This is a genomic window from Campylobacter sp. BCW_6467, assembly GCF_001762855.1.
Lineage (GTDB): Bacteria > Campylobacterota > Campylobacteria > Campylobacterales > Campylobacteraceae > Campylobacter_D > Campylobacter_D jejuni.
This window is the reverse complement of record NZ_MJXP01000027.1, coordinates 67371-93631: the sequence shown is the minus strand read 5'-3', so window position 1 is coordinate 93631 and position 26261 is coordinate 67371. Positions and strand designations below refer to the sequence as shown.

Below are 26261 nucleotides of genomic sequence, written 5' to 3'. Positions count from 1 at the left end.
AAATTTAAGGTAGAGAATGGATTTTGATTTTATATTAGTTCAAGCTCCTGCTTTTTTAACGGCTGCTTGGCTTACGATAAAACTAAGCTTTTTTGGAATTATTTTTTCTTTGATAATAGGCTTGTTTTGCATTTTAATGAGTTATTTTAAAATAAAAATTTTAGAAAATATTTGCAAGCTTTATATAGAGTTTTCAAGAAATACGCCTTTATTAATTCAACTTTTTTTCTTATATTATGCTTTACCTAAATTTAATATACATTTAGAGCAAATTCCACCGCTTGATTTGATTTGCTTAAGCGTAGAAGAAACTTTAAGGCCTTCTTTTGCTTGTGCTATAGTAGGACTTAGTTTTTTAGGAGGTTCTTATATGGCCGAGAGTTTAAGAGCGGGATTTGAAGCCATAAGAAAACAGCAGTTTGAAGCGGGACTTTCTTTGGGTTTTTCAAAATTTGGAAATTTGCGTTATGTGATTTTGCCGCAAGCTTTGGCTATTTCTATGCCAAGTATTAGTGCTAATATTATATTTTTAATCAAAGAAACTTCAGTCGTTAGTATTATTGCCTTGCCAGATTTGGTGAATTTAATGAAGAGTTTAAATTCCTTAACCTATAAGACAGATGAGCTATTGTTTTTGTTGTTTATGGGATATTTGTGTATTATCTTACCTTTGTCTTTTATTTTGCTAAAGTTTGAAAAAAGGTTGTTTCATGCTTGAACTTTTAAATACCGATACGCTTTTAAGACTCTGGCAAGGGCTTTTTGTCACTCTTGAAATTTCATTTATCAGCATTATTATTACTTCGATAGGTGGGTTGTTTTTGGGAATTTTAATGAGTTTTAAAAATACCTATATCTATGCTTTTTGTCGTTTAGGCTTAGAATTTGTGCGTGTTATGCCACTTTTGGTATGGCTTTTTGTGGTGTATTTTGGTTTTCCTAGATGGTTTGGGTGGGATTTGAGTTCTGTAAGTGCAGCTATTATTGTTTTTAGCATTTGGGGTTGTTTTGAGATGATGGATTTGGTGCGTGTTTCCTTGCAGAGTATTCCAAAGCATCAGTATGAAAGTGCATCATCTTTAGGTTTAAATACGGTGCAAAGTTTTGTTTATATTATTATTCCACAAGCTATGCGTCGTTTAACTCCTATGAGCATGAATTTACTTACTCGTATGATTAAAAGTACAACCTTTGCTTATTTAATCGGCGCGGTAGAGCTTGTAAAAGTAGGGCAACAAATTATAGAATTTCATAATAGAAATGATTTTGCACCTTTTATTATTTATGGTTTGATTTTTTTTATCTTTTTTATACTTTGTTATCCCATCACTTTATATTCAAGAAAATTAGAGAAAAAATGGAGCTAAAATGAGCATACTAAAAATAGAAAATTTACAAAAGTATTATGGTTCGCATCACGCCTTAAAAGATATTAATTTAGAAGTTAAAGCTAAAGAAGTTGTGGTGATTTTAGGTCCTAGCGGATGTGGAAAATCTACGCTTTTGCGTTGTATTAATGGGCTTGAAGAGATTGCAAGTGGTAATATTTATGTTGATAATGAGAAAATAGATAAAGATTTTAAAGAATGGCCAAGAATGCGTCAAAAAGTTGGTATGGTTTTTCAATCTTATGAGCTTTTTGAGCATTTAAGTGTTGAAGAAAATATACTTTTAGGGCCTATGAAAGTGCAAAAAAGAAAGAAAGATGAGGTTTTGAAAGAGGCTAAAATTTGGCTTGAAAAGGTGGGACTTTTGCATAAAATTCATGCTTATCCAAGAGAACTTAGCGGAGGACAAAAGCAAAGAATTGCCATAGTAAGAAGTCTATGTATGAATCCTGAGTTAATGCTTTTTGATGAGGTTACAGCAGCGTTGGATCCTGAGATTGTTAGAGAAGTTTTAGAAGTGATGTTAAATCTTGCAAAAGAGGGTATGACTATGCTTATTGTTACTCATGAAATGGGTTTTGCTAAAGCTGTAGCAGATAAAATTATTTTTATGGATGAAGGAAAAATCATCGAAGAAAATGATCCTAAAAGTTTTTTTGAAAATCCAAAAAGCGAAAGAGCAAAGAAATTTTTAAATTTGTTTGATTATCATAAATAGATAAAAATAATATTGGTTTATGATAATAAACTTTACAAGACTAAAATTTTATAGAAAAACTAAAAAAGCCTTGACAAAAATTTTTTTTTGAGTTATAATCTCACTTTTATTTTTGCTGGTTTAGCTCAGTTGGTAGAGCAGCTGCCTTGTAAGCAGCAGGTCGGGGGTTCAAGTCCCTTAACCAGCTCCATTTATTTTAGCAGTGTTTGACCAGAATATTGAAAAAGCAATATTTTTATGGTGAGTTACTCAAGTGGCCAACGAGGGCAGACTGTAAATCTGCTGGCTTTCGCCTTCCGTGGTTCGAATCCACGACTCACCACCATGCTTTGCGGGAGTAGCTCAGTTGGCTAGAGCATCAGCCTTCCAAGCTGAGGGTCGCGGGTTCGAGTCCCGTTTCCCGCTCCAATAATTTAAAAGAACTGGGAGCTGTATTTTAAAACCTTTAACTTACAGTATATATCCCATTTAAGAGTTTTTGTTGTCTGTTATTGTGTATAATTTTTCTGAGCGCTCGTATGGCTCAGAGGTAGAGCACTCCCTTGGTAAGGGAGAGGTCGCGGGTTCAATTCCCGCTATGAGCTCCATGAATTGAAAAAATTATATAGATATAAGACTTGCTTTGCTCAATTTATTTTTTATACGGAGGAAAAAAATGGCTAAAGAAAAATTTTCACGTAATAAGCCACACGTAAATATTGGTACTATTGGTCACGTTGACCATGGTAAAACTACTTTAACAGCTGCTATTTCTGCTGTTCTTTCTAGAAGAGGTTTAGCAGAGCTTAAAGATTATGATAATATCGATAATGCTCCAGAAGAAAAAGAGCGTGGTATTACTATTGCTACTTCTCATATTGAATATGAAACAGACAATCGTCACTATGCACACGTTGACTGCCCAGGTCACGCAGATTATGTTAAAAACATGATTACAGGTGCTGCACAAATGGATGGAGCGATCTTGGTTGTTTCTGCTGCAGATGGCCCTATGCCACAAACTAGAGAGCATATTCTTCTTTCTCGTCAAGTAGGCGTTCCATATATTGTTGTTTTTATGAATAAAGCAGATATGGTTGATGATGCTGAACTTTTAGAGTTAGTTGAAATGGAAATTAGAGAATTATTAAGCTCTTATGATTTCCCAGGCGATGATACACCTATTATTTCTGGTTCTGCTTTAAAAGCTCTTGAAGAAGCTAAAGCTGGACAAGATGGTGAATGGTCAGCAAAAATTATGGATCTTATGGCTGCAGTTGATAGCTATATTCCAACTCCAACTCGTGATACCGAAAAAGACTTCTTGATGCCAATTGAAGACGTTTTCTCAATTTCAGGTCGTGGTACTGTTGTTACAGGTAGAATTGAAAAAGGTGTTGTAAAAGTAGGTGATACTATTGAAATCGTTGGTATTAAAGATACTCAAACAACAACTGTAACAGGTGTTGAAATGTTCAGAAAAGAAATGGATCAAGGCGAAGCAGGAGATAACGTAGGTGTTCTTCTTCGTGGTACTAAAAAAGAAGAAGTTATCCGTGGTATGGTTCTTGCTAAACCAAAATCAATTACTCCGCACACTGACTTCGAAGCTGAAGTTTATATCTTAAATAAAGATGAAGGTGGTAGACATACTCCATTCTTTAACAACTATAGACCACAGTTTTATGTAAGAACAACTGATGTTACAGGTTCGATTAAATTAGCTGATGGTGTTGAAATGGTTATGCCAGGTGAAAATGTGAGAATTACTGTAAGCTTGATCGCTCCAGTAGCACTTGAAGAAGGAACTCGTTTTGCTATTCGTGAAGGTGGTAAAACTGTTGGTTCAGGTGTTGTTTCTAAAATTATTAAATAATTTAATAAAGCCAAGTTAAAAGCTTGGCTTTAATTTTTTAAGGAAAATTGAAATGAGAATTAAAGTTGGTTTAAAGTGTGAAGAATGTGGTGATATTAATTATAGTACCTATAAAAATAGTAAAAATACTACTGAAAAATTAGAATTAAAAAAATATTGCCCAAGATTAAAAAAACATACACTTCACAAAGAAGTTAAGCTAAAAAGTTAAGCTTGCGCCTTAGGGCAATAGCTCCAACGGTAGAGCGCCGGATTCCAAATCCGATGGTTGGGGGTTCGAATCCCTCTTGCCCTGCCATAATTAAGGTTTAAATAAATGGAAAAATTAATAACTTATTTTAAATTATCAAAAGCCGAATTAAGGAAAGTAATTTTTCCTTTAAAAGAACAGGTAAGAAATGCCTATATTACAGTTTTTGTAGTTGTTGCGGTGATTTCTTTGTTTTTGGCGTTAGTGGATTGGCTTATGTCCTCTATTGTTTCTGCGATCGTATAAGGAGAGTAAATGAGTACTCATAAATGGTATGCAATTCAAACTTATGCTGGCAGTGAAATGGCAGTTAAAAGAGCCATTGAAAATTTAGTAAAAGATAACGGAATTGAAGAACAACTTAAAGAAATTGTTGTTCCAACTGAAGATGTTATTGAATTTAAGAATGGAAAGGAGAAGATTAGCGAAAGAAGTTTGTATTCAGGATACGTTTTTGCACTTCTTGATTTAAATACGGAGCTTTGGCATCGCATTCAATCTCTTCCAAAGGTTGGTCGTTTTATTGGAGAATCCAAAAAGCCAACCCCTTTAACAGAAAAAGATATTAATTTGATTTTGGAAAAAGTTCACAATCGTGCAGCGCCTAAACCAAAGATTTCTTTTGAAGAAGGGGAAAATGTGAGAATCACAGAAGGGCCATTTGCAAACTTTACTGCAATTGTAGAAGAGTATGATATGGTTCGTGGTTTATTAAAATTAAATGTTTCTATTTTTGGACGTTCAACTCCAGTGGAGATCTTATATTCTCAAGTTGAGAAAATAATTTAATTTATATCAAGTAAGGAGATTTGTTATGGCTAAAAAAGTCGTAGGCGAAATTAAATTGCAAATTGCTGCCACAAAAGCAAACCCATCACCACCTGTTGGTCCTGCTTTGGGTCAGCAAGGTGTTAATATTATGGAGTTTTGTAAGGCTTTTAATGAAAGAACAAAAGATATGGCAGGTTTTAATATCCCTGTTGTTATCACTGTTTATGCAGATAAAAGTTTTACTTTTATTACAAAACAACCGCCAGCTACGGATTTGATCAAAAAAGCAGCTGGAATTTCTAAAGGTACGGATAATCCACTTAAAAATAAGGTGGGTAGGTTAACTCGTGCTCAAGTTTTAGAAATAGTAGATAAGAAAATTGCAGATTTAAATACTAAAGATAGAGATCAAGCTGCTAAAATTATTGCAGGTTCAGCTCGTTCTATGGGTGTTGAAATCGTTGATTAATCCTTTCACCGCCAAGGTAAAAGGCGGTAGCACTTTAAAATGCGGAGAAAATAAATGGCTAAGATAGCAAAAAGATTAAAAGAATTATCACAAAAAATTGATTCAAATAAAGAGTATGCTTTAAGCGATGCAATTGATACAATAAAGACTTTAAAGTCTGCTAAATTTGATGAGACTGTAGAAATTGCTTTAAAACTTAATGTTGATCCAAGACATGCAGATCAAATGGTAAGAGGATCTGTTGTTTTACCTGCTGGAACGGGTAAAAAAGTTCGTGTTGCTGTAATTGCAAAAGACGCAAAAGCTGATGAAGCGAAAAATGCTGGTGCAGATATTGTGGGTAGCGATGATTTAGTAGAAGAAATTCAAAAAGGTAATATGAATTTTGATGTTTTGATTGCTACTCCAAATTTAATGGGACTTGTTGGTAAAGTTGGTAGAATTTTAGGGCCAAAAGGTTTAATGCCAAATCCTAAAACCGGAACAGTAACTATGGATGTTGCTCAAGCAGTTAATAATGCAAAAAGTGGTCAGGTAAATTTCCGTGTTGATAAGCAAGGAAATATCCATGCAGGTCTTGGTAAAGTAAGTTTTTCCAAAGAACAATTATGGGACAATGTTAGCACTTTTGTAAAGGCAATTAACAAACACAAACCTGCCGCAGCTAAAGGTAGATATATTAAAAATGCGGCTTTATCTTTGACAATGAGCCCTTCTGTAAAGCTTGAAACACAAGAATTGCTTGATATGAAATAAGAGTTGCTTTTTTGCAACTCTTTTGTTTTAAAATAAACATTTGAAAAAATTTTTGATTTTTTGAGATGTTTATTTTAGATTGAAGATAGTCGAGGCGTAAGCTTAATTGGATTTCCACTCTACTTGAAATCTCAATCGGAAAGGAGAAAATGTGACTAGAAGCGAAAAAGTTGAGATTATTGCTAAACTTGAAGAAGGTTTTAAAGCTAGTGAAGCTATTGTAGTTTGTAATTACAGAGGTCTTAGCACAAAAAAACTAGAAGAGCTTAGAAATAATGCAAGAGAAAACAATGTAAAAGTTCAAATTGTTAAAAATACTTTGGCTAACATTGCTCTTAACAATTCCGGTAAAACAGGTCTAGTTCTTAAAGATACAAATATTTATCTTTGGGGCGAAGATCAGCTAAGTGTTTCAAAAGTAGCTGCTAAATTTGAAGAAAATAACGATAAATTTGAAATCAAAACAGCTCATATTGAAGGCGAAGTTGCAGATGTTGCTAAGGTTAAAGCTCTTGCTAAAATGCCTTCACGCAATGAGTTGCTTGCTATGCTTTTGCAAGTTTGGAATGCGCCAATTACCAATTTCACAATAGGTTTAAATGCGCTTAAAAATAAAAAATAATCTGAATAAATTAAATAAAAGGATAAAAAATGGCAATTTCTAAAGAAGATGTATTAGAATATATTTCAAATTTAAGTGTTCTTGAGTTATCAGAACTTGTAAAAGAATTTGAAGAAAAATTTGGTGTGTCTGCTGCTCCTGTAATGGTGGCTGGTGGTGCTGCAGCTGGTGGTGCTGCAGCTGCTGCTGAAGAAAAAACTGAATTTGATATCGTTTTAACTGATGGCGGTGCTAAAAAGATTGAAGTTATTAAAATCGTTCGTGCTCTTACAGGCCTTGGTCTTAAAGAAGCAAAAGATGCAGTTGAGCAAACTCCTTCAACTCTAAAAGAGGGTGTGGCTAAAGCTGAAGCTGAAGAAGCTAAAAAACAACTTGAAGAAGCTGGTGCTAAAGTAGAACTTAAGTAATTTTAAGCTTTAAAGTTAGAAGAAGATTTGCCAAGGCAAGTCTTCTTTTTTTATTTTTACCTAATTTTTAGGTCTTCTTTTTTAAATTTACAAAATTTACCATGAGGTATGTGCGATATGTTAGATAATAAATTAGGAAATCGTTTAAGAGTAGACTTCTCAAACATTTCAAAACAAATAGAAATCCCAAATCTTCTACAATTACAAAAAAAGAGTTTTGATTATTTTTTAAATCTTGATAATGGTGAAAGTGGTATAGAAAAAGTTTTTAAATCAATTTTTCCTATTCATGATCCGCAAAATAGATTGAGTCTTGAATATGTTAGTAGTGAAATAGGCAAGCCAAAATATACCATTCGCGAATGCATGGAAAGAGGTTTGACTTATTCTGTAAATTTAAAAATGAAAATCCGTCTTACTCTGCATGAAAAAGATGAAAAAACAGGGGAAAAAGTTGGCGTAAAAGATATTAAAGAACAAGAAATTTATATCCGCGAAATTCCTTTAATGACAGATCGTGTATCTTTTATCATTAACGGGGTTGAGAGGGTGGTTGTAAATCAATTACATAGAAGCCCTGGTGTTATTTTTAAAGAAGAAGAAAGTTCAACGGTTGCAAATAAGCTTGTTTATACAGCACAAATTATTCCTGATCGTGGTTCGTGGCTTTATTTTGAATACGATGCCAAAGATGTTTTGTATGTAAGAATTAACAAGCGTAGAAAAGTTCCTGTAACTATGCTTTTTAGGGCTTTAGGGTATAAAAAACAGGATATTATTAAGTTGTTTTATCCTATCCAGACTATACATGTGAAAAAAGATAAATTTTTAACAGAATTTAATCCAAATGATTTTATGGACAGAATAGAGTATGATATTAAAGATGAAAAAGGAAAAATTGTTCATCAAGCTGGAAAACGACTTACAAAGAAAAAAGCAGAACAGCTTATTAAAGACGGTTTAAAATGGATAGAATACCCTGTAGAAATTTTACTTAATCGTTATTTGGCAAATCCTATTATTGATAAGGAAAGTGGAGAGGTTTTATTTGATTCTTTAACTTTGCTAGATGAGAGTAAGCTTGCCAAGATTAAAGAGCAAAAAAGTTTTGATATAGCAAATGACTTGGCTAATGGCGTTGATGCAGCGATTATTAACTCCTTTGCTCAAGATGGAGAAACTCTAAAACTTCTTAAACAAAGTGAAAATATCGATGATGAAAATGATTTAGCTGCGATTAGAATTTACAAAGTTATGCGTCCAGGTGAACCTGTGGTAAAAGATGCAGCGAAGGCTTTTGTAAATGATTTATTCTTCAATCCTGAAAGATACGATCTTACCAAGGTAGGTCGTATGAAAATGAACCATAAGTTAGGTCTTGAAGTGCCTGAGTATGTTACTGTTTTGACTAATGAAGATATTATTAAAACTGCAAAATATTTAATTAAAGTAAAAAATGGTAAAGGACATATTGATGATAGAGATCATTTAGGAAATCGTCGTATCCGTTCTATAGGTGAACTTTTAGCCAATGAACTTCATTTAGGTCTTGCAAAAATGCAAAAGGCGATCAGAGATAAATTTACTTCTTTAAATGCGGATCTTGATAAAGTAATGCCTTATGATTTAATCAATCCTAAAATGATTACTACAACCATCATTGAATTTTTTACAGGAGGTCAGCTTTCGCAATTTATGGATCAAACCAACCCTTTAAGCGAGGTTACTCATAAGCGTCGTTTGTCAGCGCTTGGTGAAGGTGGACTTGTAAAAGAAAGAGCAGGTTTTGAAGTGCGTGATGTTCATGCGACACATTATGGTAGAATTTGTCCAGTTGAAACACCTGAAGGTCAAAATATTGGTTTGATTAACACTCTTTCTACTTATGCAAAAGTAAATGAACTTGGCTTTGTTGAAGCACCATATAGAAAAGTTGTAAATGGTAAAGTGACTAATGAAGTTGTTTATCTTACAGCAACACAAGAAGAAGGCTTGTTTATTGCACCAGCTTCAACCAAAGTTGATGCTAAAGGCAATATAGTAGAAGAATTTGTTGAGGCTAGACAAGATGGTGAAACTATACTTGCAAGACGCGAAGAAGTGCAATTAATCGATCTTTGCTCAGGTATGGTTGTTGGGGTTGCAGCTTCTTTGATTCCGTTTTTAGAGCACGATGATGCAAACAGAGCGCTAATGGGTTCAAATATGCAACGTCAAGCTGTGCCACTTCTTACTGCTTCAGCTCCGATAGTAGGAACAGGTATGGAACAAATTATTGCGCGTGATGCTTGGGAAGCTGTTAAAGCAAAGCGTGGCGGTGTGGTTGAGAAAGTGGATAATAAAAGCATTTTCATTTTAGGTGAAGATGATAAAGGTCCATTTATCGATCATTACACTATGGAGAAAAATTTAAGAACCAATCAAAATACAAATTATATTCAACATCCTATTGTTAAAAAAGGTGATATAGTAAAAACAGGACAAATTATCGCAGATGGTCCTTCTATGGATCAAGGCGAACTTGCTATAGGTAAAAATGCTTTAATCGCTTTTATGCCTTGGAATGGTTATAACTATGAGGATGCTATAGTTGTAAGTGAGAGAATTATTCGTGAAGATACCTTTACAAGCGTGCATATTTATGAAAAAGAAATTGAAGCAAGAGAACTAAAAGATGGTATAGAAGAAATTACCAAAGATATCCCAAATGTAAAAGAAGAAGATGTTGCACATCTTGATGAGAGCGGTATTGCAAAAATTGGTACCCATATCAAACCAGGTATGATTTTGGTGGGTAAGGTTTCTCCAAAAGGTGAGGTTAAGCCAACTCCTGAAGAAAGACTTTTAAGAGCGATTTTTGGAGAAAAAGCAGGACATGTTGTGAATAAATCACTTTATGCAACCGCTTCTTTAGAGGGCGTTGTTGTGGATGTTAAAATTTTCACTAAAAAAGGCTATGAAAAGGATGATCGTGCAATAAAATCTTATGATAAGGAAAAAATGGCTTTAGAAAAAGAACATCATGATAGACTTTTGATGATGGATAGAGAAGAAATGCTTCGTGTTTGTGCTCTTCTTTCCAAAGCCCCTTTAAATAGCGATCAAAAAATTGGAGATAAAAATTATAAAAAAGGACAAACCGCAGATATTAGCGAACTTGAAAAAATCAATCGTTTTACTTTAACAACTTTGATTAAAGCTTATTCTAAAGAGATTCAAAAAGAATACGATGATTTAAAAAATCATTTCCAAAATGAGAAGAAAAAATTAAAAGCAGAACACGATGAAAAGCTTGAAATTTTAGAAAAAGATGATATTTTACCAAGTGGGGTAATTAAGCTTGTTAAAGTTTATATTGCTACAAAGAGAAAGCTTAAAGTCGGTGATAAAATGGCAGGACGTCACGGAAACAAAGGTATAGTTTCAACTATAGTTCCTGAAGTGGATATGCCTTATTTACCAAATGGTAAAAGTGTGGATATTGCACTTAATCCACTTGGCGTTCCAAGTCGTATGAATATAGGCCAAATTTTAGAAAGCCATTTGGGTTTAATTGGACTTAGACTTGGAGATCAGATTCAAGAAATTTTTGACAGAAAGCAAAAAGATTTTCTTAAAGAATTAAGAGCAAAAATGCTTGAAATTTGTTCTATTCCAAGACTTGCAAGCGAAAAAGAATTTATTAAAAGCTTAAGCGATGAAGAGCTTTTAAACTATGCTAGAGACTGGAGTAAAGGAGTTAAATTTGCTACTCCTGTTTTTGAAGGTGTAAATATAGAAGAATTTAGCAAGCTTTTTGAAATGGCCAAGATAGATATGGACGGCAAAACAGAACTTTATGATGGACGCACGGGTGAGAAAATCGCAGAGCGTGTTCATGTAGGATGTATGTATATGCTAAAACTCCACCACTTGGTTGATGAGAAAGTTCACGCAAGAAGTACAGGACCTTACAGCTTAGTTACCCAGCAGCCTGTGGGTGGTAAAGCACTCTTTGGGGGACAAAGATTTGGGGAGATGGAAGTTTGGGCACTTGAAGCTTATGGAGCGGCTCATACTTTAAGAGAAATGTTAACTATCAAATCAGACGATGTAGAAGGTAGATTTAGTGCTTATAAAGCATTGACAAAAGGTGAAAATGTTCCAGCAACGGGAATTCCTGAAACATTTTTTGTATTAACCAATGAGCTTAAATCTCTTGCTTTAGATGTTGAGATTTTTGATAAGGATGAAGATAATGAGTAAATTTAAAGTAATAGAAATCAAAGAAGATGCAAGACCTAGGGATTTTGAAGCGTTTCAACTAAGACTTGCAAGTCCTGAAAAAATCAAATCATGGTCTTATGGAGAAGTAAAAAAACCAGAAACTATCAATTATAGAACCTTAAAGCCTGAAAGAGATGGGCTTTTTTGTGCAAAGATTTTTGGACCTATAAGAGATTATGAGTGTCTTTGTGGTAAGTATAAAAAAATGCGTTTTAAAGGTGTTAAGTGCGAAAAATGTGGTGTTGAAGTAGCAAATTCAAAAGTGCGTCGTTCTAGAATGGGACATATTGAGCTTGTAACTCCTGTGGCTCATATTTGGTATGTTAATTCTCTTCCGAGTCGTATAGGAACGCTTTTGGGTGTTAAGATGAAAGATCTTGAGCGTGTGCTTTATTATGAAGCTTATATCGTTGAAAATTCAGGTGATGCTTTCTATGATAACGAAAGTACTAAAAAAGTAGAATATTGTGATGTTTTAAACGAAGAGCAATATCAAAATTTAATGCAACGCTATGAAAATAGTGGCTTTAAAGCAAGAATGGGTGGAGAAGTTGTTCGTGATTTACTTGCAAATTTAGATCTTGTAGCGCTTTTAAATCAGCTTAAAGAAGAAATGGCGGCTACAAATTCAGAGGCTAAGAAAAAAACCATCATTAAGCGCTTAAAAGTTGTAGAAAATTTCTTAAATTCAAATTTAAACGCCAATACCGATAGCGATGAAGCTGTACCAAATCGTCCTGAATGGATGATGATTACAAATCTCCCAGTTTTACCGCCAGATTTGCGTCCTTTAGTGGCTTTAGATGGTGGGAAATTTGCAGTTTCTGATGTGAATGACTTATATCGTCGTGTTATCAATAGAAATACACGTCTTAAAAAACTTATGGAGCTTGATGCACCTGAAATCATTATCAGAAATGAAAAAAGAATGCTTCAAGAGGCTGTTGATGCACTTTTTGACAACGGTCGTCGTGCCAATGCTGTAAAAGGAGCAAATAAACGCCCATTAAAATCTTTAAGTGAAATTATCAAAGGAAAGCAAGGGCGTTTTAGACAAAACCTACTAGGTAAGAGAGTGGATTTCTCAGGTCGTAGCGTTATTGTTGTAGGTCCAAAACTTAGAATGGATCAATGCGGTTTACCTAAAAAAATGGCTTTAGAGCTTTTTAAGCCACATCTTTTAGCTAAGCTTGAAGAAAAAGGTTATGCAACCACAGTAAAACAAGCTAAAAAAATGATAGAAAACAAAACTAATGAAGTTTGGGAATGTTTAGAAGAGGTGGTAAAAGGGCATCCTGTTATGTTAAACCGTGCGCCTACTTTGCATAAACTTTCTATCCAAGCTTTTCATCCTGTTTTAGTGGAAGGTAAGGCTATACAACTTCATCCTTTGGTTTGTGCAGCATTTAACGCGGACTTTGACGGGGATCAAATGGCAGTGCATGTACCGCTTTCTCAAGAGGCCATTGCAGAATGCAAAGTGCTTATGCTTTCATCAATGAATATTCTTTTGCCAGCAAGCGGTAAGTCTGTAACCGTTCCATCTCAAGATATGGTTTTAGGGATTTATTATCTTTCACTAGAAAAAGCTGGTGCTAAAGGTTCGCATAAAATTTGTACAGGCATTGATGAAGTGATGATGGCGCTTGAAAGCAAGTGTTTGGATATTCATGCGAGTATACAAACTATGGTAGATGGTAGAAAGATTACCACTACAGCAGGAAGATTGATTATTAAATCCATTTTACCTGATTTTGTGCCTGAAAATAGTTGGAATAAAGTCTTAAAGAAAAAAGACATTGCCGCACTTGTGGATTATGTTTATAAACAAGGCGGTTTAGAGATTACAGCAAGTTTCTTGGATAGACTTAAAAATTTAGGTTTTGAGTATGCAACTAAAGCAGGTATTTCAATTTCGATTGCAGATATTATTGTTCCTAATGACAAGCAAAAAGCTATCGATGAAGCAAAAAAACAAGTAAGAGAAATTCAAAATTCTTATAATCTTGGTTTGATTACTTCAGGGGAAAGATACAATAAAATCATTGATATTTGGAAAAGTACAAATAATGTCCTTTCAAAAGAGATGATGAAGCTTGTAGAAAAAGATAAAGAAGGTTTTAACTCTATTTATATGATGGCAGATTCTGGTGCTAGGGGTAGTGCGGCTCAAATTTCTCAGCTTGCTGCGATGAGAGGACTTATGACTAAACCTGATGGTTCTATTATCGAAACTCCTATTATTTCGAATTTCCGTGAAGGGCTAAATGTTCTTGAATACTTTATTTCAACTCACGGTGCTAGAAAAGGTCTTGCAGATACCGCTCTTAAAACAGCAAATGCGGGTTATTTGACAAGAAAACTTATCGATGTTGCACAAAATGTAAAAATTACTATTGAAGATTGTGGAACGCATGAAGGTGTTGAAATCAATGAAATTACCGCAGATAGTTCTATTATAGAAACTTTAGAAGAAAGAATTTTAGGCAGGGTTTTAGCTGAAGATGTGATCGATCCTATTACAAATTCTGTGCTTTTTGCAGAAGGTACTTTAATGGATGAAGAAAAAGCAAAAATTCTTGGAGAAAGCGGTATAAAAAGTGTCAATATCCGCACTCCTATTACCTGCAAAGCTAAAAAAGGAATTTGTGCAAAATGTTATGGTATCAATCTTGGCGAAGGTAAATTAGTAAAACCAGGTGAAGCAGTAGGAATTATTTCCGCTCAATCTATCGGCGAGCCAGGGACGCAGCTAACTCTAAGAACTTTCCACAGCGGGGGGACTGCAAGTACGGATTTACAAGATAGACAAGTAAGCGCACAAAAAGAAGGTTTTATAAGATTTTATAATCTTAAAACTTATAAAAACAAAAAAGGTAAAAATATCGTAGCAAATCGTAGAAATGCGGCGATTTTACTTGTGGAGCCAAAAATCAAAACTCCATTTAAAGGTGTGATTAATATAGAAAATATTCATGAAGATGTGATTGTTTCTATTAAAGATAAAAAACAAGAAGTAAAATACATACTAAGAAAATACGATCTTGCTAAACCAAATGAATTAGCAGGCGTAAGTGGTAGTATAGATGGAAAACTTTATTTGCCATATCAAAGTGGTATGCAAGTAGAAGAAAATGAAAGTATCGTGGAAGTGATTAAAGAGGGTTGGAACGTTCCTAATCGTATTCCTTTTGCGAGTGAAATTTTAGTAGAAGATGGCGAGCCCGTGGTACAAAATATCAAAGCAGGAGAAAAGGGAACGCTTAAATTTTATATCCTTAAAGGCGATGGTTTAGATAGAGTAAAAAATGTTAAAAAAGGCGATATTGTTAAAGAAAAAGGATTCTTTGTGGTGATTGCTGATGAAAATGATAGAGAAGCAAAAAGACACTATATCCCAAGAGAATCTAAGATAGAATTTAATGATAGTGAAAAAATCGATGATGCAAATACTATCATTGCAAGTGCTCCTAAAAAAGAAAGAAAAGTGATTGCAGAATGGGATGCTTATAATAATACTATCATTGCAGAAATTGATGGTGTTATAAGCTTTGAGGATATTGAAGCAGGTTATAGTGCTGATGAGCAAATTGATGAAGCTACAGGTAAGCGTTCTTTAGTGATTAATGAGTATTTGCCAAGCGGAGTTAGACCGACTTTGGTAATTGCAGGAAAAGGTGATAAGGCTGTGCGTTATCAGCTTGAACCAAAAACCGTTATTTTTGTTCATGATGGTGATAAAATCACTCAAGCAGATATTTTAGCAAAAACTCCAAAAGCTGCAGCTAAATCAAAAGATATTACAGGAGGTCTTCCAAGAGTTTCTGAACTTTTTGAAGCAAGAAAACCAAAAAATGCGGCTGTGATTGCAGAAATTGATGGTGTTGTTCGTTTTGATAAACCTTTGCGTTCTAAAGAAAGAATTATTATCCAAGCAGAAGATGGTACAAGTGCTGAGTATTTAATAGATAAATCAAAACACATTCAAGTAAGAGATGGCGAGTTTATCCATGCAGGTGAAAAACTTACAGATGGAGTTGTTTCAAGTCATGATGTGCTTAAAATTTTAGGTGAAAAAGCCTTGCATTATTATTTGATTTCTGAAATTCAACAAGTTTATCGCGGACAAGGTGTTGTGATTTCTGATAAACATATAGAAGTTATCGTTTCTCAAATGCTAAGACAAGTAAAAGTTGTAGATAGTGGACATACGAAATTTATCGAGGGTGATTTGGTTTCAAGACGTAAATTCCGTGAAGAAAACGAAAGAATCATTAGAATGGGTGGAGAACCTGCTATTGCTGAGCCTGTGCTTTTAGGTGTAACAAGAGCAGCGATTGGAAGTGATAGTGTGATTTCTGCAGCTTCATTCCAAGAAACTACTAAAGTTCTAACCGAAGCAAGTATAGCGGGTAAATTTGACTACTTAGAAGATTTAAAAGAAAATGTTATTCTAGGTAGAATGATACCTGTTGGAACAGGGCTTTATGGTGAACAAAATTTAAAACTTAAAGAACAAGAATAAAACTCTATTTTATAGCCCTCCTGGGCTATATTAATACAGTGTATCTAAATCATTAAAATAAATTTTTAAAACTTTTTCTATTTTATTTTTTTCTTCTAGAAGTATTTTTTTATTTTTTTCTCTAAAAGCTTTATTAGAGCAATAAATTAGATAAGATATACTAATGGCAGCAATTATTTTATTTTTATGTTCTATGCCTATAGCCATACATTCAATTTGAGGATTCATTTCTCCAATTTCTATGGCAATTTTTTCTTTTTTAATTTGTTTGATTTGTTGATAGAGTTCATTTATATTATTTAAGGTGTTTTCTGTAATTTTATCAAAATTTTTAGGATAAAGTTTTTCTAATTCCTTTTTATTTTTATTTGATAGTAAGGCTTTGCCTAAAGATGTTGCATAAGCAGGATACGAAGTGCCTATAAAAGATTTTAATTGCACTGTATTATTGGCATCAATTTTTTCTAAATAAAGCACATTTCCATCTTTTAAAATTCCCATTTGACAAGTTTGATTGGTTAAATTTCTTATATTTTTCATATGCTTTTTGATTATTTCAAAAATATTATTTTCGTTTTTTATATTACATCCTAATTCTATAATCTTAAAATCCAAATAATAACTTTTATTTTTTAAATCACATTTGATATATTTTTTTTCTTGAAGAGTTTGTAAAATAGGCCAAAGAGTTCCAGCAGGAATGTTTAGTTTTTTAGCTATAGCACTTAAGGTAAGCTTTTCTTTTGCAAGTAATTCTAGAATATTTAACACTCTAAGAGTGGGCTGATGCATATTGTCTTTATCCTTGTTTTATTTTTATAAATTTTAGCATATTTTTTACTTTTAGTAACATAAAATCATAATTTTTATTATTTATTAATTTTAATATTTTTTTGTAAAAATTGGCAGTTAATAAGAATAAAATACGAATTTTACCAAGCTAACAGCTTGATTTTTTTACAAATATTTTGTTATATTTTTTGTATATAAATATATTTTTGTATATACGAAAGGAAAATAAAAATGGGAATTTTAAAAGGAACTTTACCGGCTTTGCTTACTCCATATAAAGATGATGGAAGTATTAATGAAAAAGAATTTATTCATTATTGTGAATTTGGTATTTCTAAAGGCTTGAACGGATTGTTTTGTAATGGAAGTGCAGGAGATTCTCAAGCTTTGAGTGTGGAAGAGCAAGTTAAACTAATGAAACTCACAAAAGAAGCTGCAAAAAATAATGTGCCTATTATCACAGGTATTGCTTCAACAATTTATCAAAATACTTTTACTTTGGCGCAAAAAGCTCATGAATTAGATCTTGATGCTTTGTTGCTTGCTATGCCTTATTATTATAAATTAAGCGAAGATGCACTTTTTGAGTATGTAAAAGATCTATCTTCTAAAGTGAAACTTCCCTTGTATGTTTATAATATACCTCTTTTTGCACCAGCACTTAGTTTGAAATTTATAGAAAAGGTTTCAAAGCTTGATAATGTTGTGGGTATAAAAGATAGTAGTGGGGATGCTTTGCTTTTAAATCATATTTTAGATGTAGTACCTAGTGATTTTGATGTTTTTGTAGGAAGAGAAGAATTTTATGCAGGTGCATTATTAGCGGGTGCAAAAGGTTCTATGACTAGCATAGGTGGAGTTTTTCCAGAACTTATGAGTGAAATTTACAAATCAATCAATGAAAAAAATATAGACAGAGCTTTGCTAATACAAAAAAGTTTACTAAAGGCTATAAGATTTGGTATGAGTATGGCTTTTCCTATGGGTTTTGCTTTGCTTTTAAAGGCTAGAGGATTTGAATTTTCAAATGCTAGTATTCATCCTTTATCACCTACTACAAAAGAAGAATTAAACACTCGTTTTGATGAAGCTAAGGAACTTATTAAAACTATAGAAAAAGAAACAGGTATAAAACTTAATTAAGGCATTGCTATGAAAATAAAGAATTTCCTTGAGAAGACACTAGGTGGGATGATGTTAATACCTATGCTAATAGGAGCCATAATTCATACTTTTTGGCCTAACATTTTAGCTTATTTTGGACCTTTTACTAATGCATTAGGGACAGGGGCTACTGTGATTATAGCAGTTTGGTTTGTTGGTATTGGTGCGAGTGTTAAACTAAAAGCTACTACAACAGTACTAAAAAAATCAGGGATTTTATTGGCAACTAAAATGTTTGCTGCATTTTTGGCATGTATTATTGTGCAAAAATTAATTCCACAAGGTATGGTGAGTAATGGTTTGTTTGCAGGTTTTAGTGCTTTAGCGGTTGTAGCTGCTATGGATATGACAAATGCAGGGTTATACACAGCTTTGACAAAACAATATGGAACTACAGAAGAAGCAGGAGCAAGTTTATTGTTAATGATAGAAAGTGGACCATTATTTACTATGATAATTTTAGGAACCACAGGACTTGCAAGTTTTCCGTTGCAAAATTTTATAGGCTTGATTTTACCATTTTTACTAGGTTTTATTTTAGGGAATTTAGATGAGGAATTTAGAGTATTTTTGACAAAACTCAATGAACCTATGATTATATTTTTAGGTTTTTCTCTTGGAAGTACTATCAGTCTTCATTCTATTTATGAAGCAGGAATTGCAGGACTTATTTTGGCTTTTTCTGTGATTGTTTTTACAGGATTTTTTCTGATTTTAGCAGACATATTTTTAGCTAAAGGTAATGGAACAGCTGGAATTGCTGCATCTAGTACAGCAGGAGCTGCAGCTGCTACGCCTATGCTTATAGCACAGCTTTATCCAGAGCTTAGAGAGCAAGCAGATTATGCAACGGTTTTGGTAAGTACTTGTGTGGTTATTACAGCTTTTGTGGTACCAATTTTAACTTCATACTATGCTAAATGGGCTAAAACACATATCAACAAAGGAAAACTATGAAAGGATATATTATAGTCAATGAAAAAGACAATGTTGCCACAGCTTTGCGCGACTTTAAAAAAGGTGAAAATGTGGCAAATATAGAGCTTTTAAATGATATTGCAAGCGGACATAAATTTGCACTAAAAGATATAAAAAAAGATGAAATTATCATCAAATACGCAGAAGCTATAGCTAGTGCAAGTTGTGATATTAGTGCAGGGGAATGGGTACATATCCACAACACTGCAGGTATTAGAGGTCGTGGGGATAAGGAATAAATATGAAAAAGATAATGGGTTATAGAAGAGAAGATGGTAAATTTGGCTTAAGAAATAAAGTCATTATTATACCAAGTGTGCATTGTGCTAATAAAGTGTGTGAAAATATAGCTAGAAAATGCAATGGAGCGGTTTATATCAACCATCAGCATGGTTGTTCTCAGCTTGAATTTGACGCTTTGCAAACTAGAGATGTTTTGATAGGCCATGGAACTAATGCTAATGTTTTTGGTGTTTTAATTGTAGGGCTTGGTTGTGAGGTGATACAAGCCAAAGTGGTAGCAGAAAAAATCAAAGAAGCAACGCCTTATAAAAAGGTTGAATATTTAGTGATACAAGAATGTGGTGGTAGTAAAAATACCATTGAAAATGGTATCAAAATAGTCAATGAAATGCTTGAAAGTGCTGCAAAATTACAAAAAAGTGAAGGAGATTTCAGTGATTTGATTTTAGGCACAGAATGCGGTGGAAGTGATAGCTATAGCGGACTTAGTGCTAATCCTGCGTTAGGAAGTTTGAGTGATTTTGTAATCGATGAGGGTGGTGCGGTAATTTTAGCAGAAACTACAGAGCTTATAGGTTGTGAAGCTATACTAGCTAAGAGAGCAAAAAATGATGAAATAGCTAAAAAGGTATATGATAAGATTTTGGGTTATGAGAATTTGGTTAAATCTTTTCATGCTGATATTCGAGGGGCAAATCCTAGTCCAGGAAATATTGTAGGCGGACTTAGTACTATAGAAGAAAAATCTTTAGGTTGTGTTTATAAAGCAGGAACTAGAACTTTAATGGATGTAATTGATTATGCTAAACCGGTAGTTTCTAAAGGACTTACTTTTATGAATACACCAGGCAATGATATAGAACAACTTAGTGCCATGGTTGCAGGCGGGGCAAATATTTGTGTTTTTACTACAGGTCGTGGTACTCCAACGGGTTCTGCTATCGTGCCTACTATAAAGATGAGTTCTAATACTTTTTGCTATGAAAATATGAATGATGCTATTGATATTAACGCAGGAAGCATTATAGATGGGGTAAAAACAAAAGAAGAAGTGCGTGATGAGCTTGTAGAATTAATCGTGCGAATTTCAAATGGAGAATTAGTAAAAGCAGAGATAAACGAACAAAATGATTTTTCAGTTTGGAGACTTGCTACAACTTGTTAAGGAGTAAAGGATGGAGCATAAAATTCAATAGAGTTAAAGTTAATATGTAAAAAAATATCTTGGCGTATTTTGCCTTTGATTGTTTTAATGTTTTGTCTTTCCATGCTTGATAGAACAAATATTAGTTTTGTTAAATCTCATATAGAAATTGATGCAGGCATCGGCGAGGCTGCTTATGCTTTGGGTGCTGGGATATTTTTTGTTGGTTATGCTTTATTTGAAGTGCCTTCAAATTTGCTTTTGCATAAATTAGGAGCTAAGATTTGGTTAAGTCGCATAATGATCACTTGGGGACTTGTAACTATGGCTATGATTTTTATACAAGGAGAAACAAGTTTTTATGTATTAAGATTTTTATTGGGTTTAACTGAAGCAGGTTTTAGTCCAGGCATTATTTTATACCTTAGTTATTTTTTCCCAGCTATATATCGATCAAAAGCTTATGGAATTTATCAAATGGGAGTTCCAATTGCTTTTGTTTTTGGTTCTTTAATTAGCGGTTTTATACTTGATTATGCACCAAATATGTATTTTAAAAATTGGCAGTGGATGTTTTTAATCGAGGGCGGAATTACTGTTTTGGTGGGTGTTTTTTGTTTGTTTTATCTTGACTCTCACCCAAAATATGCTAAATGGTTGGATGTAAAAGAAAAAGCTGTTTTGTTAAAAAATATAGAAATTTGTAATTCAAAGGCAAAAGATTATTCTATTAAGGATATTTTTAAAAGTATTTTAGTATGGAAATTTGTATTTATTTATTTTTGCATACAATTAAGTGTTTATGGTGTTCTTTTTTATTTACCAAGTAAAATAGCTCAAATATTGCAAATAAATGTGGGTTTTGAAGTCGGACTTTTAAATGCCATACCTTGGATTTTTGTTTTTATTGCTTTGCCAATATTTACCTCATTAGCTGATAAAAAACGCTCTTGGAATTTATATGCGATTTTATTTTTATTATTAGCAAGTTTAAGCATGATAGCTTCGACTTTTGTTGCAAATTTAGCACCATTTTTATTTTTTATTAGCTTAGCTGCTATAGGTTTTATCGTAATTCAGCCTATATTTTGGAATTTGCCAACTCAAGTTTTAAAGGGAAAAGGTGGTGCAGCTGCTATTGCACTTATAGGGTCTTTAGGAAATTTAGGTGGTTTTGTCGCACCGACTTTAAAAACATATATAGAAAATCATTTTGGGGTCGAGTTTGGACTTATAGTACTAGCATTAATAGCAATTTTAGGCGTATTGGTATTAGTGCATTTAAAAATGACTTTAAATTTAGATAAAGGAGAATAAATGGATTTGAAAATTAAAAATAAGATTTGTATTATTACAGGTGGCGCTAAGGGTATTGGTTATGGCATTGCTAAATTATGGGCTATGGAGGGTGGAATTCCTGTAGTTTTTTCAAGATCTATGCCTAAAGAGCACGATGAGGAATTAAAAAATTTATGCAAAAGCTATGAATTTTACGAGATCGATCTAAAAAATTATGAGCAAATTGAAGAGCTTGTAAAAAAGGTCGCTACAAAACATGGTGGAATTTATGCACTTGTAAATAATGCAGGTGCAAATGATAATTTGCATATTGAAAACACAAGTACTAAAGATTTGATTAAATCTTACGAAAACAATCTTTTTCATTATTATGCTATGGCAAAAGAGTGTTTGCCTTATATTAAAAAAGAGCAAGGCAGCATTTTAAATATAGTGAGTAAAACAGGCATCACAGGACAAGGAAGAACTTCAGCTTATGCTTCGGCCAAAGCGGCTCAAATTGGTTTTACTAGGGAATGGGCTTGTGCTTTTGCTAAAGATAGCGTTAGAGTAAATGCCATAGCTCCTGCTGAAGTTATGACTCCTCTTTATGAAAAATGGCTGCAAAATTTTCCTAATCCTAAAGAACAATATGAAAAAATCGCAAAAGCTATACCTTTAGGTCATCGTTTTACTACCATAGAGGAAATTGCAAATACAGCGGTTTTTACACTTAGCCCTCTTGCTTCACATACTACAGGGCAAATTTTAATGCCAGATGGAGGTTATGTACATTTAGATAGAGCATTAAATTGGGATGAAAATTAAGGAGTAAAAATGACTGATTCTAAAAATATAAAAGTAGCCATTGTTTTGGTAACTTCTCTTTTCTTTTTATGGGGAGTAAGCTATGGACTTATTGATGTGATGAATAAAAATTTTCAAAATCATCTTCATATTAGCCAGCATGAAAGTGGCTTTTTACAGTTTGCTTATTTTGGTGCTTATTTTATCATAGCCTTACCCGCAGGTTATATAGCCAATAGATTTTCTTATAAAATGGGAATCATTTTTGGCTTAGCTCTTTATGCCATAGGAGCTTTGCTTATTATACCCGCTACAAATTTGGCTTCTTTTCATTTGTTTTTGTTTGCGTTTTTTATTTTAGCTTGTGGTATTGGTTCTTTAGAAACTAGCGCAAATCCTTACATGACAAAGCTTGGTGATGAAAAAAATGCGAGCTTTAGAATCAATGCTGCGCAAAGTTTTAATGGTTTGGGGCAATTTGTAGGACCTATTATAGGTGGAGCTTTATTTTTATCTATTACAAAACAAGAAGAAGGTGCAAGTGCGGAGCAAATTGAAGCTGCACTAGTAGCTAATATGGGAAATGTCCAGCTTGTTTATATAGGAATTGCTGTCATTGTTATTTTGATTTTAATTGCTTTTGTTGCAAATAAGCTTCCAGAAGGAAGTGCGGTAAGTGATGATTATAAGCAAAAAGATGATTCTAAGCCTATATATGTTTTTAAACACAGACATTTTAACTTAGGGCTTTTAGCGCAGTTTTTGTATATAGCCAATCAAGTTGTAGCAGGGGCTTTTTTTATCAATTATGTTGTGGAACATAATGAAGGTTTAAAAGATGCGCAAGGTGCTTATTATTTTTCTATAGCTTTGGTTGCATTTATGCTGGGACGCATTGTTTCTACTCCTTTGATGAAGATAATCAAAGGTGAAAAAATTTTAGGATTTTATTCTCTAATCAATGTGCTTATATGTTTTAGTTTGTATTTTGCTAGCGGGTTTTTTAGCATAGTACTTTTAATAGCTTTATTTTTCTTTATGTCTATTTCTTTTCCTACTATTTTTGCGGTAGCAACAAAAAATTTACCTTTAAATCAAGTAAAACTAGGCGGATCTTTGCTTGTGATGAGTATAGTAGGTGGAGCAATTATGCCTATAATTATAGGCTTTATTAATGATCATTATGGTACAGGCACTGGATATTTAGCAATGGCACCTTTGTTTTTATATGTGTCTTGGTATGGCTTTATAGGCTCAAAAGTGAGAAAAAATGCAAAAGATTTTTGATGCTCATCTGCACCTTTGGGATTTGGAAAAAATACCTATTTCATGGATAAAAGACGATGAAAAGTTAGAGCAAAATTATGATTTTTTTAGGATGAAACAAGAATATAAAGAATTTGAATTTATAGGTGCTATGTATGTTGAAACTAATAGCGATGATTTAGAAAAAGAAGCTTTATTTGCTTTAGAGCAAAAAAAGCTTCATAATCTTTTGCTTTGTCTAGCGGATTTAAAACATAAAGAAGAACTTAATTCTTTTAGAGAGGTAATGCATGTAAGTAAAAAAGGAGCTAAAAGGTTATTCGAAGTAGATTTTGAAGAAAAAATAGAAATTTTAAAAACTTTTAATATATCTTTTGAAGCTTGTATGAAAAATGAAGAACTCAGTTTTTTAGAAAAATTTTTAAATAAAAATCCAAATTTAAAAGTGGTTTTAAATCATCTAGGAAGTCCAAAAATGGATCGTTTAAATGAGTATAAAAAAGATTTAATTCTTTTGAAAAAATTTCCAAATTTATATATTAAGCTTTCGGTTGCAGATGATTTTTCGGAACAAACCCCAAAAGAATTTATTTATGATCTTTTCACTTTTTTAAAAGAAAATTTTAGTGAAGATAAATTCATATTTGGTAGTAATTATCCTGTGGCAAAAATAGCTCCAGCTAAGTGGGCTAAGCTTATTATAGAAAGTAAAATTTTTGATGATCTAGATAAAATATTTTATAAAAATGCTTTATTAATTTATAAGGAGGACAGGTGCAAAGATATGGTCAAATCATAAAGATAAAAAAGGAAAAAATAGAAGAATATAAAAATCTTCATGCAAAGCCTTATGAAGGGGTCTGTGAGATGATTAAAGAATGTAATATACAAAATTATTCCATTTATTTGTTTGGAGAATATTTATTTGCATATTTTGAATATGTAGGTGCTGATTTTGAAGCAGATATGGCTAAGATGATAAGAGATGAAAACACGCAAAAATGGTGGAAAGTAACAGATCCTTGTCAAATATCTTTAGGTTATGCAGGACAAAAGTGGCTAAATATGGAAGAAGTGTTTCACTTAGACTAAAAAAGGAGAAAAAATGACAATTTATTTAAATTATATTGATGGGGAATTTATCCCACATAATGGGGATTTTATCGAAGTTTTAAATCCAGCTGCTAAAGAAGTCATTTCAAAAGTAGCAAGTGCTTCTTTAGAAGATGCTAAAAGAGCGATTGAAGCAGCCAAAAAAGCACAAAAATCTTGGGAGGCTAAGCCAGCAATTGAGAGGGCAAATCATTTAAGAGAAATAGCTAGTTTAATACGCAAAAATGCTAACTTCTTAACAGAAATTTTAATGCAAGAGCAAGGAAAAACTAGAGCTTTAGCCAGTGTGGAGGTTAATTTTACAGCAGATTATATGGATTATACGGCCGAATGGGCTAGAAGATATGAGGGTAAAATCATACAAAGCGATAGAGCTAATGAGCATATATATTTATATAAAAGTGCTATTGGGGTAATTGGTGGAATTTTACCTTGGAATTTTCCATTTTTCTTAATCGCAAGAAAGATGGCGCCTGCTTTGCTAACAGGAAATACTATAGTGATAAAGCCAAGTAGTGAAACTCCAAACAATGCTTTTGAATTTGCAAAACTTGTTTCGCAAAGTTCTTTGCCAAAAGGTGTGTTTAATTTGGTTGCAGGTAAAGGTAGTGTAGTAGGACATGAATTATCAAGCAATGAAAATATAGGCATGGTAAGTCTTACAGGAAGTGTTGAAGCAGGGGCTAGAGTAATGGAAGCTGCAGCTAAAAATATCATAAAAGTTTCTTTAGAACTTGGCGGAAAAGCTCCTGCTATAGTGTGTAAAGATGCGGATATTGATTTGGCGGTAGAAGCGATTAAGGCAAGTCGAATTTGCAATAATGGACAGGTTTGTAATTGTGTCGAAAGAGCTTATGTGCATACAAGCATTTATGATGAATTTGTAGATAAATTTGTAAAAGCCATGAGTAAGGTAAGTGTTGGAAATACCTTAAAAGGTGATTTTGATATGGGACCATTGGTCAATCAAGCAGGGGTTGATAATGCTTTAGCAATGCTTCAAAGAGCTAGTGCTAAAGGATCAGTTGTGGAATGCGGTGGAAAAATCACTGATACAAGTGGGTATTATTTTCCTGCAAGTGTTCTTACTAATGTTAAGCATGAGGATGAAATTATGCAAAAAGAAATTTTTGCTCCCATTTTGCCTATTGCTAAATTTGATACACTTGATGAAGCTATTGATATGGCAAATGATTGTGAATATGGTCTTACAAGTTCTATTTATACACAAAATTTAGATATAGCAATGAGAGCTAGCAGAGAAATTAAATTTGGTGAAACTTATATTAATCGTGAAAATTTTGAGGCTATGCAAGGTTTTCATGCAGGCTTTAGAAAAAGTGGCATAGGCGGAGCTGACGGAAAACATGGTCTTGAAGAATATTTAGCTACCCATGTGGTATATTTGCAGTATAATACTAATAAACAATGATTTTTATCCTATCTAAA

At 33.1% G+C, this 26261-nt stretch carries 23 protein-coding genes, 5 tRNA genes and 1 pseudogene; 28 read left to right on the top strand and 1 reads right to left on the bottom strand.

What is annotated here, in order from left to right; genetic code table 11:
* The first annotated feature begins 16 nt into the window (after positions 1 to 16).
* The 18 genes and pseudogenes from AJ888_RS04340 (at position 17) to rpoC (ending at position 16027) form a co-directional block, all read left to right on the top strand.
* On the top strand, positions 17 to 718 hold the full coding sequence (locus AJ888_RS04340; protein WP_002861207.1) for an amino acid ABC transporter permease: 702 nt from the start codon (positions 17 to 19) through the stop codon (positions 716 to 718).
* Positions 711 to 1367 carry an amino acid ABC transporter permease gene (locus AJ888_RS04335; protein WP_002861208.1) on the top strand — a complete coding sequence of 219 codons (657 nt, stop codon included), beginning with the start codon at positions 711 to 713 and terminating at the stop codon, positions 1365 to 1367. Before AJ888_RS04340 ends, AJ888_RS04335 begins: the two co-directional genes overlap by 8 nt.
* Position 1368: 1 nt before the next feature.
* Positions 1369 to 2129 (top strand): annotated as a pseudogene (locus AJ888_RS04330) (amino acid ABC transporter ATP-binding protein).
* 91 nt (positions 2130 to 2220) lie between these two features.
* A tRNA-Thr gene (locus AJ888_RS04325) sits at positions 2221 to 2296 on the top strand.
* A 49-nt stretch (positions 2297 to 2345) separates the two neighbouring features.
* A tRNA-Tyr gene (locus tag AJ888_RS04320) sits at positions 2346 to 2431 on the top strand.
* A gap of 6 nt (positions 2432 to 2437) precedes the next feature.
* Positions 2438 to 2514, top strand: a tRNA-Gly gene (locus AJ888_RS04315).
* A 104-nt stretch (positions 2515 to 2618) separates the two neighbouring features.
* Positions 2619 to 2693: transfer RNA gene (locus AJ888_RS04310), tRNA-Thr, on the top strand.
* A gap of 68 nt (positions 2694 to 2761) precedes the next feature.
* Positions 2762 to 3961: an elongation factor Tu gene (gene tuf, locus AJ888_RS04305; protein WP_002855271.1), complete on the top strand. Its 1200-nt coding sequence runs from the start codon at positions 2762 to 2764 to the stop codon at positions 3959 to 3961.
* A gap of 52 nt (positions 3962 to 4013) precedes the next feature.
* The gene (gene rpmG, locus AJ888_RS04300; protein ID WP_002793551.1) at positions 4014 to 4172 is read left to right on the top strand and encodes a 50S ribosomal protein L33; all 159 of its coding nucleotides are present in this window, start codon (positions 4014 to 4016) and stop codon (positions 4170 to 4172) included.
* An 11-nt stretch (positions 4173 to 4183) separates the two neighbouring features.
* Positions 4184 to 4259, top strand: a tRNA-Trp gene (locus AJ888_RS04295).
* An 18-nt stretch (positions 4260 to 4277) separates the two neighbouring features.
* On the top strand, positions 4278 to 4457 hold the full coding sequence (secE, locus tag AJ888_RS04290; RefSeq protein WP_002854985.1) for a preprotein translocase subunit SecE: 180 nt from the start codon (positions 4278 to 4280) through the stop codon (positions 4455 to 4457).
* A 9-nt stretch (positions 4458 to 4466) separates the two neighbouring features.
* On the top strand, positions 4467 to 5000 hold the full coding sequence (gene nusG, locus AJ888_RS04285; RefSeq protein ID WP_002851098.1) for a transcription termination/antitermination protein NusG: 534 nt from the start codon (positions 4467 to 4469) through the stop codon (positions 4998 to 5000).
* 25 nt (positions 5001 to 5025) lie between these two features.
* Entirely contained in the window at positions 5026 to 5451 is a 426-nt protein-coding gene (gene rplK, locus AJ888_RS04280) for a 50S ribosomal protein L11 (RefSeq protein ID WP_002861210.1), read from the top strand.
* Positions 5452 to 5505: 54 nt separating this feature from the next.
* On the top strand, positions 5506 to 6207 hold the full coding sequence (gene rplA / locus AJ888_RS04275; protein WP_002854928.1) for a 50S ribosomal protein L1: 702 nt from the start codon (positions 5506 to 5508) through the stop codon (positions 6205 to 6207).
* Between the two features lie 151 nt (positions 6208 to 6358).
* Complete coding sequence (gene rplJ / locus AJ888_RS04270) at positions 6359 to 6829, top strand: 50S ribosomal protein L10 (RefSeq protein WP_002861211.1); 471 nt, start codon at positions 6359 to 6361, stop codon at positions 6827 to 6829.
* A 29-nt stretch (positions 6830 to 6858) separates the two neighbouring features.
* Complete coding sequence (rplL, locus tag AJ888_RS04265; protein WP_002854820.1) at positions 6859 to 7236, top strand: 50S ribosomal protein L7/L12; 378 nt, start codon at positions 6859 to 6861, stop codon at positions 7234 to 7236.
* 108 nt (positions 7237 to 7344) lie between these two features.
* A complete protein-coding gene (rpoB, locus tag AJ888_RS04260; RefSeq protein ID WP_074497520.1) occupies positions 7345 to 11481 on the top strand; it encodes a DNA-directed RNA polymerase subunit beta in 4137 nt (1378 codons plus the stop codon).
* Positions 11474 to 16027, top strand: coding sequence for a DNA-directed RNA polymerase subunit beta' (rpoC, locus tag AJ888_RS04255; protein ID WP_002861214.1), 4554 nt, complete (start codon positions 11474 to 11476; stop codon positions 16025 to 16027). Before rpoB ends, rpoC begins: the two co-directional genes overlap by 8 nt.
* Before the next feature lie 30 nt (positions 16028 to 16057).
* On the opposite strand, the gene AJ888_RS04250 is transcribed toward rpoC, so the two are convergent.
* Complete coding sequence (locus AJ888_RS04250) at positions 16058 to 16819, bottom strand: IclR family transcriptional regulator (protein WP_002793545.1); 762 nt, start codon at positions 16817 to 16819, stop codon at positions 16058 to 16060.
* 231 nt (positions 16820 to 17050) lie between these two features.
* On the opposite strand from AJ888_RS04250, the gene AJ888_RS04245 reads away from it, so the two are divergent.
* From AJ888_RS04245 to aldA, 10 genes are all read left to right on the top strand, one after another.
* Positions 17051 to 17962: a dihydrodipicolinate synthase family protein gene (locus AJ888_RS04245; protein ID WP_002861215.1), complete on the top strand. Its 912-nt coding sequence runs from the start codon at positions 17051 to 17053 to the stop codon at positions 17960 to 17962.
* A gap of 9 nt (positions 17963 to 17971) precedes the next feature.
* Positions 17972 to 18940: a 2-keto-3-deoxygluconate permease gene (locus AJ888_RS04240; RefSeq protein ID WP_032603285.1), complete on the top strand. Its 969-nt coding sequence runs from the start codon at positions 17972 to 17974 to the stop codon at positions 18938 to 18940.
* The gene (locus tag AJ888_RS04235; RefSeq protein WP_002861217.1) at positions 18937 to 19200 is read left to right on the top strand and encodes a UxaA family hydrolase; all 264 of its coding nucleotides are present in this window, start codon (positions 18937 to 18939) and stop codon (positions 19198 to 19200) included. The genes AJ888_RS04240 and AJ888_RS04235 overlap by 4 nt, the downstream gene beginning before the upstream one ends.
* 2 nt (positions 19201 to 19202) lie before the next feature.
* On the top strand, positions 19203 to 20369 hold the full coding sequence (locus AJ888_RS04230; protein WP_002861218.1) for a UxaA family hydrolase: 1167 nt from the start codon (positions 19203 to 19205) through the stop codon (positions 20367 to 20369).
* 87 nt (positions 20370 to 20456) lie between these two features.
* Positions 20457 to 21665 (top strand): MFS transporter, encoded by a 1209-nt coding sequence (locus AJ888_RS04225; RefSeq protein WP_410002361.1) that lies wholly within the window; start codon positions 20457 to 20459, stop codon positions 21663 to 21665.
* Positions 21666 to 22454: an SDR family oxidoreductase gene (locus tag AJ888_RS04220; protein ID WP_002861220.1), complete on the top strand. Its 789-nt coding sequence runs from the start codon at positions 21666 to 21668 to the stop codon at positions 22452 to 22454.
* 9 nt (positions 22455 to 22463) lie between these two features.
* Positions 22464 to 23720 (top strand): L-fucose:H+ symporter permease, encoded by a 1257-nt coding sequence (gene fucP, locus AJ888_RS04215; protein ID WP_002861221.1) that lies wholly within the window; start codon positions 22464 to 22466, stop codon positions 23718 to 23720.
* Entirely contained in the window at positions 23704 to 24498 is a 795-nt protein-coding gene (locus AJ888_RS04210) for an amidohydrolase family protein (protein ID WP_002861222.1), read from the top strand. The genes fucP and AJ888_RS04210 overlap by 17 nt, the downstream gene beginning before the upstream one ends.
* Positions 24474 to 24791: an L-rhamnose mutarotase gene (locus tag AJ888_RS04205; RefSeq protein ID WP_002861223.1), complete on the top strand. Its 318-nt coding sequence runs from the start codon at positions 24474 to 24476 to the stop codon at positions 24789 to 24791. The genes AJ888_RS04210 and AJ888_RS04205 overlap by 25 nt, the downstream gene beginning before the upstream one ends.
* Positions 24792 to 24804: 13 nt before the next feature.
* A complete protein-coding gene (aldA, locus tag AJ888_RS04200) occupies positions 24805 to 26244 on the top strand; it encodes an aldehyde dehydrogenase (protein WP_070296144.1) in 1440 nt (479 codons plus the stop codon).
* Positions 26245 to 26261 lie beyond the last annotated feature (17 nt).

Bases quoted from the DNA above. Each gene is read 5' to 3' on its own strand.
- AJ888_RS04340 (WP_002861207.1), top strand. From the start codon at position 17: ATGGATTTTGATTTTATATTAGTTCAAGCTCCTGCTTTTTTAACGGCT.
- AJ888_RS04335 (WP_002861208.1), top strand. From the start codon at position 711: ATGCTTGAACTTTTAAATACCGATACGCTTTTAAGACTCTGGCAAGGG.
- tuf (WP_002855271.1), top strand. From the start codon at position 2,762: ATGGCTAAAGAAAAATTTTCACGTAATAAGCCACACGTAAATATTGGT.
- rpmG (WP_002793551.1), top strand. From the start codon at position 4,014: ATGAGAATTAAAGTTGGTTTAAAGTGTGAAGAATGTGGTGATATTAAT.
- secE (WP_002854985.1), top strand. From the start codon at position 4,278: ATGGAAAAATTAATAACTTATTTTAAATTATCAAAAGCCGAATTAAGG.
- nusG (WP_002851098.1), top strand. From the start codon at position 4,467: ATGAGTACTCATAAATGGTATGCAATTCAAACTTATGCTGGCAGTGAA.
- rplK (WP_002861210.1), top strand. From the start codon at position 5,026: ATGGCTAAAAAAGTCGTAGGCGAAATTAAATTGCAAATTGCTGCCACA.
- rplA (WP_002854928.1), top strand. From the start codon at position 5,506: ATGGCTAAGATAGCAAAAAGATTAAAAGAATTATCACAAAAAATTGAT.
- rplL (WP_002854820.1), top strand. From the start codon at position 6,859: ATGGCAATTTCTAAAGAAGATGTATTAGAATATATTTCAAATTTAAGT.
- rpoB (WP_074497520.1), top strand. From the start codon at position 7,345: ATGTGCGATATGTTAGATAATAAATTAGGAAATCGTTTAAGAGTAGAC.
- rpoC (WP_002861214.1), top strand. From the start codon at position 11,474: ATGAGTAAATTTAAAGTAATAGAAATCAAAGAAGATGCAAGACCTAGG.
- AJ888_RS04250 (WP_002793545.1), bottom strand. From the start codon at position 16,819: ATGCATCAGCCCACTCTTAGAGTGTTAAATATTCTAGAATTACTTGCA.
- AJ888_RS04245 (WP_002861215.1), top strand. From the start codon at position 17,051: ATGGGAATTTTAAAAGGAACTTTACCGGCTTTGCTTACTCCATATAAA.
- AJ888_RS04240 (WP_032603285.1), top strand. From the start codon at position 17,972: ATGAAAATAAAGAATTTCCTTGAGAAGACACTAGGTGGGATGATGTTA.
- AJ888_RS04235 (WP_002861217.1), top strand. From the start codon at position 18,937: ATGAAAGGATATATTATAGTCAATGAAAAAGACAATGTTGCCACAGCT.
- AJ888_RS04230 (WP_002861218.1), top strand. From the start codon at position 19,203: ATGAAAAAGATAATGGGTTATAGAAGAGAAGATGGTAAATTTGGCTTA.
- AJ888_RS04225 (WP_410002361.1), top strand. From the start codon at position 20,457: ATGTTTTGTCTTTCCATGCTTGATAGAACAAATATTAGTTTTGTTAAA.
- AJ888_RS04220 (WP_002861220.1), top strand. From the start codon at position 21,666: ATGGATTTGAAAATTAAAAATAAGATTTGTATTATTACAGGTGGCGCT.
- fucP (WP_002861221.1), top strand. From the start codon at position 22,464: ATGACTGATTCTAAAAATATAAAAGTAGCCATTGTTTTGGTAACTTCT.
- AJ888_RS04210 (WP_002861222.1), top strand. From the start codon at position 23,704: ATGCAAAAGATTTTTGATGCTCATCTGCACCTTTGGGATTTGGAAAAA.
- aldA (WP_070296144.1), top strand. From the start codon at position 24,805: ATGACAATTTATTTAAATTATATTGATGGGGAATTTATCCCACATAAT.